The 14,341-nt window shown below is 57.2% G+C and carries 17 protein-coding genes; 5 read left to right on the forward strand and 12 right to left on the reverse strand.

Annotated features, from left to right (window positions below; translation table 11 throughout):
- Positions 1–204: 204 nt before the first annotated feature.
- Positions 205–519, forward strand: coding sequence for a DUF3579 domain-containing protein (locus tag KOE80_RS12455; RefSeq protein ID WP_009455652.1), 315 nt, complete (start codon positions 205–207; stop codon positions 517–519).
- A gap of 55 nt (positions 520–574) precedes the next feature.
- Here the strand turns inward: KOE80_RS12455 and KOE80_RS12460 are convergent, their stop codons facing one another.
- The 10 genes from KOE80_RS12460 to KOE80_RS12505 all read right to left on the reverse strand — a co-directional run bounded on the left by KOE80_RS12460 (position 575) and on the right by KOE80_RS12505 (position 8,189).
- Positions 575–1,516, reverse strand: coding sequence for a 2-hydroxyacid dehydrogenase (locus KOE80_RS12460; RefSeq protein WP_226349248.1), 942 nt, complete (start codon positions 1,514–1,516; stop codon positions 575–577).
- Between the two features lie 157 nt (positions 1,517–1,673).
- Positions 1,674–1,937 carry a 30S ribosomal protein S20 gene (rpsT, locus tag KOE80_RS12465; RefSeq protein WP_003801510.1) on the reverse strand — a complete coding sequence of 88 codons (264 nt, stop codon included), beginning with the start codon at positions 1,935–1,937 and terminating at the stop codon, positions 1,674–1,676.
- A 56-nt stretch (positions 1,938–1,993) separates the two neighbouring features.
- A complete protein-coding gene (gene murJ, locus KOE80_RS12470; protein ID WP_226349249.1) occupies positions 1,994–3,547 on the reverse strand; it encodes a murein biosynthesis integral membrane protein MurJ in 1,554 nt (517 codons plus the stop codon).
- A gap of 18 nt (positions 3,548–3,565) precedes the next feature.
- Positions 3,566–4,330: a 3-hydroxyacyl-CoA dehydrogenase gene (locus tag KOE80_RS12475; RefSeq protein ID WP_060186008.1), complete on the reverse strand. Its 765-nt coding sequence runs from the start codon at positions 4,328–4,330 to the stop codon at positions 3,566–3,568.
- 63 nt (positions 4,331–4,393) lie between these two features.
- On the reverse strand, positions 4,394–5,050 hold the full coding sequence (gene adk / locus KOE80_RS12480; protein WP_035268201.1) for an adenylate kinase: 657 nt from the start codon (positions 5,048–5,050) through the stop codon (positions 4,394–4,396).
- Positions 5,051–5,152: 102 nt separating this feature from the next.
- Entirely contained in the window at positions 5,153–5,917 is a 765-nt protein-coding gene (gene kdsB, locus KOE80_RS12485) for a 3-deoxy-manno-octulosonate cytidylyltransferase (protein ID WP_009455662.1), read from the reverse strand.
- Position 5,918: 1 nt separating this feature from the next.
- A complete protein-coding gene (locus KOE80_RS12490) occupies positions 5,919–6,104 on the reverse strand; it encodes a Trm112 family protein (protein WP_009455665.1) in 186 nt (61 codons plus the stop codon).
- Entirely contained in the window at positions 6,104–7,183 is a 1,080-nt protein-coding gene (gene lpxK, locus KOE80_RS12495; protein WP_226349250.1) for a tetraacyldisaccharide 4'-kinase, read from the reverse strand. Before lpxK ends, KOE80_RS12490 begins: the two co-directional genes overlap by 1 nt.
- Positions 7,180–7,584: an ExbD/TolR family protein gene (locus KOE80_RS12500; RefSeq protein WP_083053770.1), complete on the reverse strand. Its 405-nt coding sequence runs from the start codon at positions 7,582–7,584 to the stop codon at positions 7,180–7,182. The genes lpxK and KOE80_RS12500 overlap by 4 nt, the downstream gene beginning before the upstream one ends.
- Positions 7,584–8,189, reverse strand: coding sequence for a MotA/TolQ/ExbB proton channel family protein (locus KOE80_RS12505; protein WP_035268192.1), 606 nt, complete (start codon positions 8,187–8,189; stop codon positions 7,584–7,586). Before KOE80_RS12505 ends, KOE80_RS12500 begins: the two co-directional genes overlap by 1 nt.
- Positions 8,190–8,614: 425 nt before the next feature.
- On the opposite strand from KOE80_RS12505, the gene xseA reads away from it, so the two are divergent.
- Together xseA and sodB are read left to right on the forward strand one after the other, a co-directional pair.
- The gene (gene xseA, locus KOE80_RS12510) at positions 8,615–9,961 is read left to right on the forward strand and encodes an exodeoxyribonuclease VII large subunit (RefSeq protein WP_026482899.1); all 1,347 of its coding nucleotides are present in this window, start codon (positions 8,615–8,617) and stop codon (positions 9,959–9,961) included.
- 54 nt (positions 9,962–10,015) lie between these two features.
- Positions 10,016–10,594: a superoxide dismutase [Fe] gene (sodB, locus tag KOE80_RS12515; RefSeq protein ID WP_009455685.1), complete on the forward strand. Its 579-nt coding sequence runs from the start codon at positions 10,016–10,018 to the stop codon at positions 10,592–10,594.
- 139 nt (positions 10,595–10,733) lie between these two features.
- On the opposite strand, the gene bfr is transcribed toward sodB, so the two are convergent.
- The gene (bfr, locus tag KOE80_RS12520; RefSeq protein ID WP_226349251.1) at positions 10,734–11,198 is read right to left on the reverse strand and encodes a bacterioferritin; all 465 of its coding nucleotides are present in this window, start codon (positions 11,196–11,198) and stop codon (positions 10,734–10,736) included.
- Positions 11,199–11,452: 254 nt separating this feature from the next.
- Between bfr and KOE80_RS12525 the strand changes: the two genes are divergently transcribed.
- Both KOE80_RS12525 and pcaF read left to right on the forward strand, forming a co-directional pair.
- A complete protein-coding gene (locus KOE80_RS12525) occupies positions 11,453–12,274 on the forward strand; it encodes an acid phosphatase (RefSeq protein ID WP_226349252.1) in 822 nt (273 codons plus the stop codon).
- A 384-nt stretch (positions 12,275–12,658) separates the two neighbouring features.
- Entirely contained in the window at positions 12,659–13,864 is a 1,206-nt protein-coding gene (gene pcaF, locus KOE80_RS12530; protein ID WP_226349253.1) for a 3-oxoadipyl-CoA thiolase, read from the forward strand.
- Here the strand turns inward: pcaF and KOE80_RS12535 are convergent, their stop codons facing one another.
- Positions 13,865–14,335: a DUF192 domain-containing protein gene (locus KOE80_RS12535; protein ID WP_115635105.1), complete on the reverse strand. Its 471-nt coding sequence runs from the start codon at positions 14,333–14,335 to the stop codon at positions 13,865–13,867.
- Positions 14,336–14,341 lie beyond the last annotated feature (6 nt).

Genomic DNA, 14,341 nt, shown 5'->3' on the forward strand with positions numbered 1-14,341 from the left:
AAGAGCAAAGCCGGTCTGTGGCGGGGAAGGGGAAACCGTTTGGTTTTGGAATAAAGCGAGAGGGCAAAGTAATGATTAGCAATAAATTGTCAAGCGGCTAATTTATTGAATCCCGGGCTTTGCGTGGCCGCGATCGGATACAATGCGTGGCGAGAAAGGAAAAGGTGCAGCATACCTGAACTGCACGATTAGCGATTAATTGTTATGACAGAGCCAGTGAAGCAACTTGTAATCCATGGTGTGACCCGGCAGGATCAGCGCTTTCGTCCCAGTGATTGGGCAGAACGCTTGGCCGGTGTAATGTCCCAGTTTCGTCCCGCTGGGGCGATGGGTGGTCATCTGACCTATTCGCCCTATGTGGTGCCGCGATTGATTGACGGCGTGCGATGTGTGGTGGTGGATGCGCGCCTGCGAGAGCTTGAACCTTTGGCCTGGAAATTCGTCTGTGGCTTTGCCGATGATAATAATTTAAAAACCAGCGGCATTGATCCCGACAATATGGACCCTGTCGATTCCTGATTCAGACAGTGCATTCAATAAGTCGCCACCGCGAAAACGGTAGGCGACTTGTTTTTTATACGGTAAGCGGCGTGAGCACTTTGCCGGTTTTTTGATACTGCAATACATTTTCCAGCGTCAGCGAGAGCATGGCTTCGCGTGTCTCGTGCGTTGCACTGGCCGTGTGCGGTGCCAGAACGACCTGGGTCAGATCGCGCAAGGCCTGGGGCACCTGGGGTTCATTCTCGAACACATCCAGCCCGGCAGAGCCCAGTCGTCCTTCCTGCAGGGCGGCAATCAGTGCGCTTTCATCGACCACGCTGCCGCGGGCAATATTGACCAGAATCCCTTTGGGACCCAAGGCGTTCAGCACGTCTATATTGATCAGCCCCCGTGTCTCATCGCCACCGACGGCAGCAATCACCATGATGTCTGCCCAATGGGCAAGTTCGATCAGGGAAGGCTCATAGTGCCAGGGCACATCGTGACGTGGACGGCGGTTGTGATAGCGCAGTTCCATATCAAAGCCACTGGCGCGGCGGGCAATGGTCTGGCCAATGCGTCCCAGGCCCACAATGCCCAGCTTCTTGCCGCTGACCCGTGTCCCCAGCCCGAAACCATTGGGTCTGTCCCACAGACCAGCACGCACGTAGCGATCCGATTCCGTCACACGGCGAGCCGCATCCAGCATCAAGGCCCAGGCCATATCGGCCACGCAATCGTTCAGAACATCAGGAGTGGTACTGACCTGAATACCGCGCTGTTTGGCGGCCTGTACGTCGATGGAGTCGTAGCCTACCCCTACGCTGCAAATCGCTTTCAAAGCGGGCAGGCGGTCCATCAAGGAAGCGGGGGTAGCAGTGACAGCGCTGGTCAGGAGTACCTGTACGCGTTCGATCTGCTCGGCAGAGAGCTGGTTCAGGTCCTGGAGGACAATGCGCTCGAAATGACGGTCGATTTCGTCAAAAGAAGGGTGCTGGGCCAAAGATGCCAGTTGCAGCACGATGGGACGTGTCATGGGGACTCGCTAATGAAAAAGCAAATCCATAACTTAGCATGATTGGCCTGCATGTTCAGGCAATGGTTTTGTGACTAATAAAAAAGGGGTGCTAAGCACCCCCTTTCTAACTGGTTTTTAGGCCAGAGCCGATTAAACCATTAAAAATCTTCAGCAATCAGGCCAGGGCCTTGATTGCAGCAGACAGGCGGCTCTTGTGGCGGGCAGCCTTGTTCTTGTGAATGATGTTCTTGTCGGCAACGCGATCAATGATGCTGGTCGCTTTGCGGAATACTTCGTTAGCAGCGGTTTTGTCACCGGCTTCGATAGCCTGGCGAACGCGCTTGATAGCGGTACGCAGCATGGAACGGATGCTGGCGTTGTGTTTGTTGCGAGCCACTGCTTGGCGGGCGCGCTTGCGTGCTTGTGCGGTATTAGCCATTTTTAATAAAGCCTAAGTTTTAAAGTTTAATCGGCAAAGACAATTATTCTAGGATACTAAGCCCGCTTTGTAAAGTAAGAGGGGCGAATGCCTACGATAAACAACATGCCGAAATAGGAAATGCCGCTGGCAAGCAACACGCCGCCCAGATACAGCACACGCAGCAGGGGCGTGGCTCCCAGGCTGATCCAGTCGATATAACGGTCAGCCAGCAAGAGGACGGCGGCCAGAGCAGCCAGGGCGGGAATAATCTTCAGGAAAAAACGTAACCAGTCATGATTGGGCTGGTAAATCCCGCGCTTTCGCAGCATGACCAGCAAGGTCAGCGCATTGACAGTGGCACCCAGGCCAATCGACAAGGCCAGCCCGGCATGGGCAAAGGTAGGCACCAGTACCAGGTTAAAGAGCTGGGTAATGATCAGGACGGCAATGGCGATGCGTACGGGAGTGCGGATATCCTGGCGGGCGTAAAAGCCGGGGGCCAGAATCTTGATGGCCAGCAGGCCCACCAGGCCAACCGAATAGGCACCGACTGCCAATTTGGTCTGGGCAACATCAGCGGCAGCAAACGCACCGTAGTGAAACAGGGCGGCGACCAGGCCGTCGGACAGCAAGGCCATGCCCAGGGCGGCAGGCAGGCCCAGCAGCAGGACCAGGCGCAGGCCCCAGTCCAGCAAGCCGCTGTAATTCTTGTCATCCTTGCCGGCATGGGCAGCCGACAGCTTGGGCAGCAAAACCGTGCCCAGTGCCACACCTAGCAGGGCAGTGGGGAACTCCATCAGACGGTCGGCAAAGGACAGCCAGGTCACGCTGCCGGACTGCAGCCAGGTGGCGATATTGGTATTGATCAGCAGGGAAATCTGCGCAACAGAAACGCCCAGAATGGCGGGCAGCATCTGTTTAAGAATGCGTTGCACGATGGGGTCGCGGCGTGCTTCACCCAGTCGTAGCGAAAATCGTGGCAACAGGCCCAGACGGGCCAATGCGCCCCATTGCACCAGTAATTGGGCCAGACCGCCCACCATCACCCCAACGGCGAGGGCGTAAATGGGGGTTTCCATATGCTGGGCCAGAAACAGGCTGGCGCCAATCATGGACAGATTCAGCAGGATGGGGGTGAAGGCCGGAACCGCAAAGCGGCTCCAGGTGTTCAGTACCGCAGAGGCAAAAGCCACCAGCGACATGCAGATGATGTAGGGGAACATCATGCGCGTCATGGTGATGGCGGCACCAAATTCGGTTTGTCGTTCGGGGGCGGTCAGGCCACTGGCCATGGCACTGACGACCCAGGGGGCCGCAACAATGCCAATGGCAGTGACCAGCATGACAGCAAAGGTCAGCAGCAGGGCGACGCGGTCCAGCAATTGCTGGACCTTGTCCTGCTCGTGCTCCTTGCGCACCTGCCCCAGGATGGGGACAAAGGCTTGTGAAAACGCTCCTTCTGCAAACAGGCGTCGCAGCAGATTGGGAATGCGAAATGCCACCCAGAAAGCGTCGGTGAGCGGGCCCGCCCCAAAGGCGCGGGCAATCAGAATATCGCGTGCCAGTCCGGTGATACGAGACAGCAGCGTCAGGCCACTAATTGTGGCCGCCGAGCGAAACAAACCCATTGGAGCCGATACAGAAAGTTATTTTGGTGCCATACGAATAGCGCCATCCAGACGGATGGTTTCGCCATTGAGCATTTCATTATTGATGATGCTCTGCACCAGTTGGGAGAAATCTTCAGGGCGACCCAGGCGCGATGGGAAAGGAATGCTGGCGGCCAGGGAGTCCTGAACTTCCTGAGGCATGGCAAACATCATGGGGGTGCCGAAGATACCGGGAGCAATCGTCATGACGCGGATGCCGGTCTGGGCCAGGTCGCGGGCCAGAGGCAGGGTCAAACCGACCACACCGGCTTTGGAGGCACCGTAAGCGGCTTGGCCAATCTGGCCATCATAGGCGGCTACCGAAGCGGTGTTGATCAGCACGCCACGCTCGCCCGAGGCTTCGGGGGTGTTGCTGCCCATGGCCGCAGCGGCCAGGCGGCACATATTGAAGGTGCCGACCAGGTTGATCATGACGGTTTTCTGGAACAGGTCCAGCGTGTGCGGGCCATTGCGTCCTACCGTGCGCGAGGCAGGAGCCACGCCGGCACAGTTGATCAGTCCGAACAGGGGGCGGGCGCTGTCCTGGCAAGCCAGATCCACGACGGCCTGGGCATCTTGCTCGGAAGTAACATCACAGCGCTGATAAAGTTGGCCCAGCTCTTTGGCCAGAGCCTCACCGGCCTCGTCCTGAATATCGGCGATCACCACGCGGGCGCCGTTTTCAACCAGCATACGTACGGTGCCTGCGCCCAGACCCGATGCGCCGCCGGTGACAATAAAAGTCTTGTTATTGATTTGCATGAGCTTGTCTCCCTTGGATAATAAACAACCGGCCCTTTTGGGGCCGGCTGAATCTTGACTTACTTAGCTTGCCAGGGCGTCCACAATGCGCTGGCGGATCTCATCGACGCTGCCCACGCCGGAAATCTTGCGATAGGCCGGAGCTTGCGGGTCGCCGGTGGCTGACCATTGCGAGTAGTAATCGACCAGAGGGCGGGTCTGCTCGCGATAGACAGACAAGCGGTGGCGTACGGTTTCCTCGCGGTCATCGTCGCGCTGGAGCAAGGGTTCGCCCGTCACATCGTCCACACCGGGGGTTTTGGGTGGATTGAAGGTGACGTGGTAGCTACGACCGCTGGCAGCGTGGATACGGCGGCCGCTCATGCGTTCGATGATGCTTTCTTCCGGTACGTCGATTTCGATCACGAAGTCCAGTTTGACCTGGGCATCCTTCAAGGCATCGGCCTGGGGAATCGTGCGTGGGAAACCGTCGAACAGGTAGCCGGGCTCACAGTCGGCTGCTTGCAGGCGATCGCGTACCAGGCCGATGATCAGGTCATCCGAAACCAGGCCGCCGGCGTCCATGATTTTTTTGGCTTCTACACCCAGCGGGGTTTGGGCTTTGACAGCGGCACGCAACATATCGCCCGTGGAAATTTGTGGAATACCAAATTTCTCGGTGATGAAAGCAGCTTGAGTGCCTTTGCCGGCACCAGGGGGCCCGAGCAGTATGAGTCGCATGAATTCCTCCAGGAAATGCGTCGATCCGATTCTCGCTTCAGTATGATGCGTTGCAGCATATTTAGCGCATTTTTTATTCGGATAGAGCAGAAAAAAGATCTTTTATAACCGATTTGCGAAGTGAGCGCGTACTCTTTCCAGGTCTTGTTCGGTGTCTACCCCGGCTGCAGGAATCTCCTGGAGGCGGTGAACCATAATCTGGAAGCCGTTTTCCATGGCTCGCAGTTGCTCCAGAGACTCGAAGTGTTCCAGTGGCCCACGAGGTAGCTGGGCGTACTGCTGCAGGAAGCGATTTCGGTAGGCATAAAGGCCAATATGGTGCAATGCGGGAAGCCCGTCGGCCAGTACCTGTTCGCCACCGGCCAGCGCGTCGCGGGCCCAGGGCATGGGGGCGCGGGAAAAGTACAGGGCGCGGCCTTGCAGGTCGCAAACCACTTTGACGGCATTGGGGTTAAAGAGTGTCTCGGCGTTCTTGATGGGCGCGGCCAGCGTGGCAATGTCGGCCTGTTCGCTGCGTGCCAGCAGCTCGGCGGCGGCATTGATGTGTTCGGGCTGAATCAGGGGCTCGTCACCTTGCACATTGACCACGATCTCGTCCTCGGACAGCTCCAGCAGGCGAGCGGCCTGGGCCAGACGGTCAGTGCCGGTCGGGTGTTCTGCATCGGTCAGCAAGGCATTGAAACCATGCGCCTGGACAGCCTCCAGCACTTGCGGTGAGTCCGTCGCCACCCAGACCTGACGCGCCCCGCTTTGCGCGGCTTGTTGAGCGCAACGCACGATCATGGGTTGGCCTGCAATGTCGGCCAGCGGTTTGTTGGGCAGACGGGTGGAACCCAGGCGGGCAGGGATGATGACGGAAAAAGTCATATCAGTTGCTGGAAGGTTCCTGCGCGTCCAGTTGACGTGCTTCGTTGATCAGCATGGTAGGGATGCCGTCCACAATGGGGAAGGCCAGTTTGTCGGCCTTGCAGACCAATTCTTGCTGTTCGCGGTCGTGGCGCAGCGGGCCTTTGCACAAGGGGCAGACCAGCACTTCGAGTAGGCGAGCTTCCATTATTGAACTCCGGGTAATGTGGGTAAGGTTGAGCGCCGTTCGCGCAGCAGGCTATCCAGTTCAGCAATCCAGTCCGGGCGTGAAAACACGGGCTGGACATCCACAACCCACAGACGTGGGTCGTTCAGGTGCTGGCATTTTACGGCGTCTTTACGGGTAATGAGTATCGGCCCCTCATGCAGGGCCTGAAAGTCCTGAGCTTGCAAGGCGGCATGGTCGGGCAGGGGGAAAGTCTGGCTCAGATGCAGACCACAAGCGCGCAGCATCGTGAAAAAACGGGCGGGCTGGCCAATGGCGGCCAGCGCCTGCAGTTCTTGCTGGCCGTATTCCTGATACCAGTCCGACCAGCTTAGGCGACGGCCCGAACTCAGGTGTTCCAGCTGATAAGGACGCAGGCTCATGCTCAGGGCGCGGCCAGGCTCGGCGGGTTGAGGGGTGGAAGGCGGCGTTTGGTCGGCCACAATCTGGCTGATCAGCCAGTCCACGCGACGCAGGCGTTCGGGGCTTTCACGCAATGGTCCCGCTGGCAGCAGCAAGCCATTTCCCACACCGCGAGCATCCTGTACCACGACTTCCATATCGCGTTGCAAGGCCAGATGTTGAAGGCCGTCATCCGAAATAATCAGGTCGACTGCCGGAAATTTCTTGAGTAAAGCCTGGGCCGCCAGCGCACGGCGAGGGTGAACGGCGATGGGGGCCCGGGTTTGGGCGGCAATCAGGGCGGGTTCATCGCCAAATTGTTCGGCGGCTAATTGGCCCTGGCCTACGCGCGGGCTGGGGCCGATCTCTACCCCGTAACCTCGGCTGACAATGCCGGGTGTCCATCCCAGGGCGCGCAATTGCTCGGTCAGAGCCAGGACGACGGGGGTTTTGCCTGCGCCACCCACGATGATATTGCCCACCACGATCACCGGCACCGGGCTGCGGTAGGATGCGGCGGGATCTTGCTCGTAGCGTTGCTGCTTGCGCTGTACGAAGAGCGCAGCCAGCGCTGAAAGCGGGCGCATCACAAGGCTGAACCAGCCCTTTTTCTGCCACTGCTGGTGAAGCCAATGAGTCAGGCGGACACGCGCACTCATGGGGCCTGGGTCGCAAAGTGAATGCGATGAATGCCAACCTGACGGGCGGCCTCCATAGCCTGTACCACCGCGAAGTGGGGGGCTTGGGCATCGGCCAGAATCAGCAGGCTGCTGTTTTCGTCAGTCTTTTCGCTCGACAAGGCTTGGCTAAGGGGAGAGCTACTGCTGGCATCCAGCCACATGCCGTTCAAGGCGTAGCGCCCGTCCTGGCTGATAGCCAGTAACAGTTCAGTGGTCTGGGCGGCCTGGGCCTGAGCCTGGGGCAAGGAAACATCCAACTGGCGATAGCGCACGAAGGTGCTGCTGGCAGCCAGAAAAATCAGCACCACCAGCAAAACATCTATCAAGGGCACCAGATTCAGTTCCAGCGTGTCCTGGTCTTGGGCTCGGCGAAAGCGCATCAGACGGCCCTCTGAGCCAACAGACGATCCAGCGCACCCGCTTCCGTTTCCAGGCAGTGAAGCAGATAGTCGGCACGGCTGCGAAAGTAGCGGTGAAAGATCATGGCCGGGACAGCAATTAGAATCCCCAGGGCGGTGTTGTACAGGGCCACGGAAATGCCACGGGCAATCAGGCTGGGGTCGCCACCGGCGGGGTCGTAGGCAGCAAAGATGTCGATCATGCCAATAACCGTACCAAACAGGCCCAGCAAAGGGGCGATCACGGCAATGGTGCCCAGTGCCGGAATGTACTTGTTCAATTGGTAGCTGATGTCTTTGCCTTCTGCCTCGACCGCGGACTCACGCACGGCGGAAGTTTGGTGGCGGTTTTTCAGTACGGTGGCTAATACTCGACCCAGAGGAGAGTTATCGTACAGGCGGGGCAGGGACTCGTCCTGAATCCGGTTCTGGGCCGTCAGCTCGCTGATCTGGCGTGCCAGTCCGGCCGGTAGAATTCGTTTGCTGCGCAGGGCTAAAAGACGCTCCAGGATCAAACCCAGGGCAAGAATGGAGCAGGCCAGCAGGAACCAGACAGGCCAGCCAGCGGCATGGATCAAAGTAAGCACGAGTCTATTATCCGGTCACGAAATAAATCAGCGCTTATTGTAGAGCCCCTGTCCGCATTGCGGGAATGTTCCGGCGCGAGCGCGGTACACTTTACGGTCTTTTCCCACAAAGCACGGCCAAACCTCTGATGTATTTGAAGTAATAGGTGTAGTGCTAAAACTATCCACAAAAACTGTGGATAATTCTGTGTATAAAACATCCCATAGTGGCTCGGGCGGTGGTTTAGAGGTTCTCTGGCTAATTTTCGACCATCTTGGCGTTTTTATAAATAGTCTTTAATTTCAATGGCTTATCCGGTTTCAGTAAAGTGCTGCATCAGGTGTTCAACGGAAGCCATTGTCTTGGCGTCTATTTGACAAAAGCATGACAGTTGTGGATACGGAGCGGTGGAAAACTCGTTCGGGGCGAGTCAAAAACAAAGAATATGATGCATTATCAAGAATCTAGAGCACCTGCGGTATGGACCGTGGCACAGTTGAATCGCCGTGTCAGCCAGTTGCTGGACGAGCACATGCCCGTCGTTTGGGTTAGCGGTGAAGTGTCCAACTTTACCCAGGCCGCTTCCGGGCATTGGTACTTTTCCATCAAGGATGACAAGGCGGCTGTTCGTGCCGTGATGTTTCGGGGGCGTGCCCAGGCCGTGGGATTCGTGCCGCGTGCGGGCGAGCGCTTCGAGTTTCGTTGCTCGGTTACCTTGTACGAGGCACGCGGGGACTTCCAGGTTCAGGTGGAAGGCATGCGCCGCGCCGGGCTGGGGGATTTGCACGAAGCCTTTTTGCGGCTGAAAGGGCAGTTGCAAAGCGAAGGTTTGTTCGATCCTGAGCGCAAACGCCCCATCGCCACCTTGCCGCGCAGCATAGGTATTATCACTTCCCTGGCAGCCGCGGCCTTGCGGGATGTCCTGACAGCGATGGAGCGTCGTGCTCCGCACGTGCGCATCATTATTTATCCTGCTCCGGTTCAAGGTGCAGAAGCACCGCCGCGATTGCGGCAAGCTCTGGAAACCGCGATTGAGCGGGCCGAGGTCGATACACTCTTGCTGGTGCGTGGGGGCGGAAGTCTGGAAGATCTCTGGGCTTTTAACGACGAAGGTCTGGCGCGTCTGATCGCGTCCAGTCCTATCCCTATTATTAGTGGGGTGGGGCACGAGACAGACTTCACCATTGCTGATTTTGTAGCTGACTTGCGCGCACCCACGCCAACCGCCGCCGCCGAACTGGCCTGTCTGGGGCGCGATCAGTTACTGGAACAGGTGTTTGCGCGCATGGGCGCGTTGAGCCACGGTGTGCAGCGTCATCTGGACCGGGCCTCTCTGCGTCTGGATCGGGCGGTAGCCAAATTGGTCTCTCCGCATCAACGCCTGGCCCAGCAGCAGCAACGTCTGGATCATCTCACCCAAAGACTGCAACGTGTGGCTCGCAGCGTCCCCGATACTGCTGCGTTGCGCCTGACTACCTTGAGGGCGCGTTTGGAGCGCAGCATTCCTCAGCTGACGTCAAGACAGCAAAATCTGAATATGCTTTTCCAACGGCTGGAAAAAGGTCTGGATCATGCGCTGGTTTTGCGTCGCCAGCGCCTGGCCGCGGCCCAGCAAACGCTGCAAGCCTTGTCCCCGCGCCTTATCATCAATCGTGGATATGCCATAGTCAGGGATAGCGAGGGGAAAGTTGTAAAAAATGCGTTAGACTTAAAGATTGGTGAACGACTCGATGTCGAGTTGAGTCGCGGTCATGTGTCGGTGGATGTGGTGCGCACGCACGATCTGCTCTAGGCTGCGTCGTCCTTGTTGGATACCAAACACGGTTTTTTTTTAGAAGGAATTGAAATGGCATTCACTCTTCCAGCTCTTCCATACGAACTCAACGCCCTTGAGCCACATATCTCCAAGGAAACTTTGGAGTTTCACTACGGTAAGCATCACCAGGCTTACGTCACCAACCTGAACAATCTGGTTGCTGGCACCGAATTTGAAAACGCTTCCCTGGAAGATGTGGTCAAGAAATCCTCCGGTGGCGTGTTCAACAACGCTGCTCAGGTTTGGAACCACACTTTCTACTGGAACAGCCTGTCCCCTAACGGCGGCGGCGCTCCTACCGGCAAAGTGGCTGATGCCATCAACGCCAAATGGGGCAGCTTTGACGCTTTCAAAGAAGCCTTCACCAAGTCTGCCGTTGGCAACTTCGGTTCGGGCTGGACCTGGTTGGTCAAAAAGGCCGACGGTTCCCTGGACATCGTCAACACCAGCAACGCTGGCACGACGCTGACTTCCGACGACGTCGCCCTGATCACCTGTGATGTGTGGGAACACGCCTACTACATCGACTACCGCAATGCCCGTCCCAAGTACCTGGAAATTTTCTGGAACCTGGTGAACTGGGACTTTGCCGCCAAGAACCTGGGTTAATCATCCTGGTTGAGGGTAGCGCTCATTGGAGGGTTACCCGGCAATAAAAAAACCGCCATGCGCATGCTGGCGGTTTTTTTATGGCGTCAATGAAAACAAGTCATAGGGCGTGTGCGGCCATGCCTTGTTTTTGAAGACCTTACATCTGGGATTGCTGGTAGTTTTCCAGGCCCACTTTTTCGATCAGGCTCAATTGCTTCTCCAGCCAGTAGGTGTGGTCTTCTTCCGTGTCGCGCAACTGGGCCAGAATGATGTCGCGTGTCACGAAATCGCTGGCGGATTCTGCCAGTGCTATGCCTTTTTGCAGAGCCGCGCGAACTTCATATTCCAGTTCCAGATCCTTGCGCAACATGCCGACCACGTCCTTTCCGGGTTCAAACGCATTGGGGCGCATGTCGGGAATACCGTCGAGCATCAGGATGCGGCGTATCAGGGCGTCAGCGTGCTGTGTTTCTTCTTCCATTTCGTGGTTCATGCGCTCGTAAAGCTGCGTGAAACCCAGATGCTCGTAAAAGCGGGAATGGATAAAGTACTGGTCGCGCGCTGCGAGTTCGCCGCGCAGCAGTTGATTCAGATAGTCGAGGACTTCGGGGTTGCCTTGCATGGTGATGAGCCTGTAGAGGATGTCAACGGGGGAAGTATGCCATGAGCAGGCCATGAGGGTGCTTGATCTGTGGCACCAAATGGCAAGCACGCTATTCAGTTTGGCGGCTGCAATGGCAAGATCGCGGATTGCCTTCCAATCGTGCCGGGGTGCAGCTTCAGTGTTTACCGATCTTAGCCGGGTCAAGAGCTCCACACGCGGCCGTTGGCGTTTTCCGAAACCGGGGCTTTTTGCTCCTTTAGTCGAGGTCTGCTATGTCTGCTGCTTTGCGTGTTCGTCCTGCCTTGTTGGGCCTGGTGGGCAGTGTCTTGGTTTTGTCGGCGGGTCAGTTGAGCGCTCAGCCTTCTACACATTTGGAAGTCAAGGAAAGTCACTCTTCCGTCAAGCGGGTGGCTGGTTACTTGGACCAAACTGAACTGCCTGATAGTGTGATGCTCCTCGATCCGCCGCCGGCTGCAGATAGTGCGGCCTTTGCCCGGGATGAAGAAGCGCGTCGGGCTGCCGGGCAGCTAAAAGGGTCAGCTCGCTGGGCACTGGCTAAACAAGATGCAGACTTGGTATTTCCACGGCCCGCTCAGAATTATTCGTGCGCATTGGGAGTTCAAATCGACCAAGAGAGCACGCCGGTTATTTATCAGATGATGCGTCGCTTGTTGCCTGATGCGGGTCTATCCACTTACGGAGCCAAAAACAAGTATCAGCGGGTGCGTCCTTTCGATCTTCATAATGAAGATACATGCACACCAGCGGATGAGGAGTTTTTGCGCAATGATGGTTCCTATCCCTCGGGCCATGCGGCTGCTGGCTGGGCATGGGCACTAGTGTTGGCGCAGATCAGCCCCGAACGAAGTAATGAGTTGCTGGCTCGTGGCCTGTCTTTCGGTCAAAGCCGTGTCATTTGCAATGTACATTGGCAAAGTGATGTGGAGGCGGGGCGTGTGATAGGCGCCGCCGCGGTGGCTCGTGTGCAGAGTGAGGAGGCCTTCCAGGCTGACATCCTGGCCGCCCGACTAGAATTGGCACAAGCGAAAGTTGCTTCAAGTGGTCAAGCGCTTAATTGCACCGAACCGTTCTAGCGCTGCTTTGAGTGGGTCGTTCGGCTGGCGATTGTAAAAACGAGTGCCCTCATATTGGTTTGAGTGCAGGAAAGAGGGCTTCCGTCTGCTTTCCTGTGCGAGGGCGCCTTGTTTTCTTAATGCCGTGATTACCTGGCGTTGCGGGTATGAGAATTGAATAAGCTTTTTCCTGGTGTGGATTCGGCTTGTCACTGTACCAGGCGCTTTGGCGCGTAGACCGCCAGATCGTTCGGGACTGGACGCGCTAAAATGACCGCACTGCGGACATGCTGAATCACCAGAAAAAACCCGGCTGTACTCAAGCGCTACTATCAAAACAGTAGATTTCGAGCGCTCTTCATAGTGCTCTCGCGTGATTTTATTCAAGATATCAGGGTGAATTTCATGAGTCAGGACGCCTTTATTTGTGACGCAATTCGTACGCCTTTCGGACGTTATGGCGGTTCGCTGTCCGCTGTGAGGGCGGATGACCTGGGTGCGGTGCCTATTGCCGCGCTGATGAAGCGCAACCCCCAAGTCGATTGGAGCAAGCTGGATGATGTGATGTACGGCTGCGCCAACCAGGCGGGTGAAGACAACCGCAACGTGGCGCGGATGTCCGCTCTGCTGGCCGGTTTGCCCGTGTACGTGCCTGGCGTGACCTTGAACCGTCTGTGCGGTTCGGGCCTGGACGCGATTGGTTCGGCTGCTCGTGCCATTCGCGCTGGCGATGCCTCTTTCATCCTGGCCGGTGGTGTGGAAAGCATGAGCCGCGCTCCCTTCGTCATGGGTAAGGCTGAAACGGCGTTCTCCCGCAGCGCAGGTATTTATGACACCACGATTGGCTGGCGCTTCATCAACAAAGCCATGAAAGAGCAGTACGGTGTGGATTCCATGCCCGAAACGGCTGAAAACGTGGCTCAGCAGTTCAATGTGTCCCGTGAAGACCAGGACGTGTTTGCCCTGAATAGCCAGCTGCGTGCGGCCGCTGCCCAGGAAGCCGGCATTCTGGCTGAAGAAATTACCCCTGTGATCATTCCCCAGCGCAAGGGCGATCCCATTGTGGTGGATAAGGACGAGCACCCACGTGCCACGACTCTGGAGTCCCTGACTCGCTTGAAGCCTGTCGTGCGTGCCGATGGCACCGTGACCGCCGGTAATGCCTCGGGTGTGAATGACGGTGCTTGCGCGCTGCTGGTCGCTAACAAGGCAACCGTGGAAGCCCAAGGCCTGACTCCACGCGCTCGCGTGGTGGCCATGGCGTTTGCCGGTGTGGAGCCACGCATCATGGGTATTGGCCCTGCACCTGCCAGCCAGAAGGTGCTGGCTTTGGCGGGTCTGACTCTGGATCAAATGGATGTGATCGAGCTGAACGAGGCCTTTGCCGCTCAAGGTCTGGCGGTGACTCGCATGCTGGGTCTGGTTGATAACGATCCTCGCGTGAACCCGAACGGGGGCGCGATTGCGCTGGGTCACCCTCTGGGTGCCAGTGGTGCGCGTCTGGCGATTGCGGCTATCAACCAATTGCATCGCACAGGCGGACGCTACGCCCTGTGCACCATGTGTATTGGTGTCGGCCAGGGCGTGGCTTTGATTCTTGAGCGCGTCTAACTAAGGTTGCAGGGCAGGCAGGCCGGTGATTGTCTCACCGGCCTTTTTGTCTGCTTGCTTGAACCAGCCTTGTTCCATCTCCAAGGCATAGCGCACAGGTCGCACCGGGCAGTGGGATTGAAGATCAAAGGGTTGCATGGCCTCGATATTGGTGATCGTGCCTTCTTCAGTAATGAAGGCGATATCCAGCGGCAGAGGCGTATTCTTCATCCAGAAGCAAGGCATTCCGCTTTGCTCGAATACGAATAACATGCCGTGATCGGGGGCCAGGCTTTCTCGATGCATCAAACCTTGTGCACGAGTCTCGTCGCGATCGGCCACTTCCGCCTGGATTTGTTTGGAACCCAGGGATAGTGTCAGGGTGGGAAGAGTCTCATCCGCCTGGACCGGGGCGCTAATACAAAGCGCTGCCAGAAGACAGGCAAAAAAAACAGGGCGCGCAGGCCCCGTAGTCGTAGTGCGATACTGCATGTGTGT

The sequence above is a fragment of the Alcaligenes sp. 13f genome (genome assembly GCF_020496585.1).
In the GTDB taxonomy this organism is placed as follows: domain Bacteria; phylum Pseudomonadota; class Gammaproteobacteria; order Burkholderiales; family Burkholderiaceae_B; genus Alcaligenes; species Alcaligenes phenolicus.